This window comes from Clostridium sp. Cult2, from assembly GCF_021655075.1.
Taxonomy (GTDB): domain Bacteria; phylum Bacillota; class Clostridia; order Tissierellales; family Tepidimicrobiaceae; genus Schnuerera.
The window spans coordinates 1-1,074 of record NZ_PPXX01000007.1 but is presented as its reverse complement, the minus strand read 5'-3'; the positions used below and the strand labels follow the sequence as shown (position 1 = coordinate 1,074).

1 protein-coding gene is annotated in these 1,074 nt (G+C 35.8%); it reads left to right on the top strand.

Going from position 1 to position 1,074, the window contains the following annotated elements:
- Nucleotides 1-203: 203 nt before the first annotated feature.
- The gene (locus C3E90_RS01130) at nt 204-995 is read left to right on the top strand and encodes a glycoside hydrolase family 16 protein (RefSeq protein WP_236913713.1); all 792 of its coding nucleotides are present in this window, start codon (nt 204-206) and stop codon (nt 993-995) included.
- The last annotated feature ends 79 nt before the right edge of the window (nt 996-1,074 follow it).

The following is a 1,074-nucleotide window of genomic DNA, read 5'->3' as shown; positions in this document are numbered from 1 at the left end:
GTAACAGTTAATGGAAAAACCAAAGAAGTTTATTTGATGAAAACTGAAGGAAAAGTGGTAGTTGAGTTCTGATTTTTTATTTTGCAAAACGTGGGACTATTGTTTTCTCGCAAAAGCAAGTTTTCATATGGCGTAAACTACTTATTAAAGTTAAAGAACAGTCAATTAATTATTAAAACAAAATACATATAAATAATTTTCAAATGAAAAATCTTTTATTGTTTATCGTTTTATTATTCCCTCTTTTTGTTCATTGTCAAACAGAAGATCAGAAGGAGTTAAAACAAAGAAAAACTTTGATTTGGCACGACGAATTTGATTATCAAGGTTTGCCTGATCCAAAAAAATGGAATTTTGAGGAAGGATTGGTGAGGAATAACGAGCCCCAATATTATACGAAGGAACGTATTGAAAATGCAAGAGTTGCTGATGGTTGCTTAATTATAACGGCTATCAAAGAAGAGTATAGGGGTTGCCGATATACTTCGGCAAGTATCAATACGAAAGGTAAATTTGAATTTACCGGCGGACGAGTTGAAGTGAGAGCAAAACTTCCTGAAGGTAGAGGCGTATGGCCCGCAATCTGGACGCTGGGAGCCAATATCGATCGGGTTTCGTGGCCTATGTGTGGCGAAATTGATATCATGGAATATTGGGGACATGATCCTCATGCTATTTATGCAAATGTGCATACGGCAGATTATAATCATACCAAAGGAACGGGAAGAGGCGGTAAAATTGTGTGTGAAAAACCGTGGAAAAAATTCCACATATTTGCACTCGAATGGTATCCTGACCGGCTCGATTTCTTTATGGATGATACGCTTTATTATTCGTGTAAGAAGAAAGGAGAAGGTATTGGAGAATGGCCTTTTACGGCTCCCCAATATTTACTGATTAATCTTGCCTTAATCCCGGGGCAACCCGGCATTGATGATTCGATTTTCCCTGTCGATTTCGTTGTAGATTATGTGCGTTTTTATAAATTTGAATAAAAAAGGATATGACTTAAAACAATATTAATAGAAGAGCCCACTCCGAAAAATCTATTTTAATGATTTTATGATTTGTAAG

What these genes read in the sequence shown, in the direction of transcription:
- C3E90_RS01130 (WP_236913713.1), top strand. Translation starts at nt 204, where the DNA reads ATGAAAAATCTTTTATTGTTTATCGTTTTATTATTCCCTCTTTTTGTT.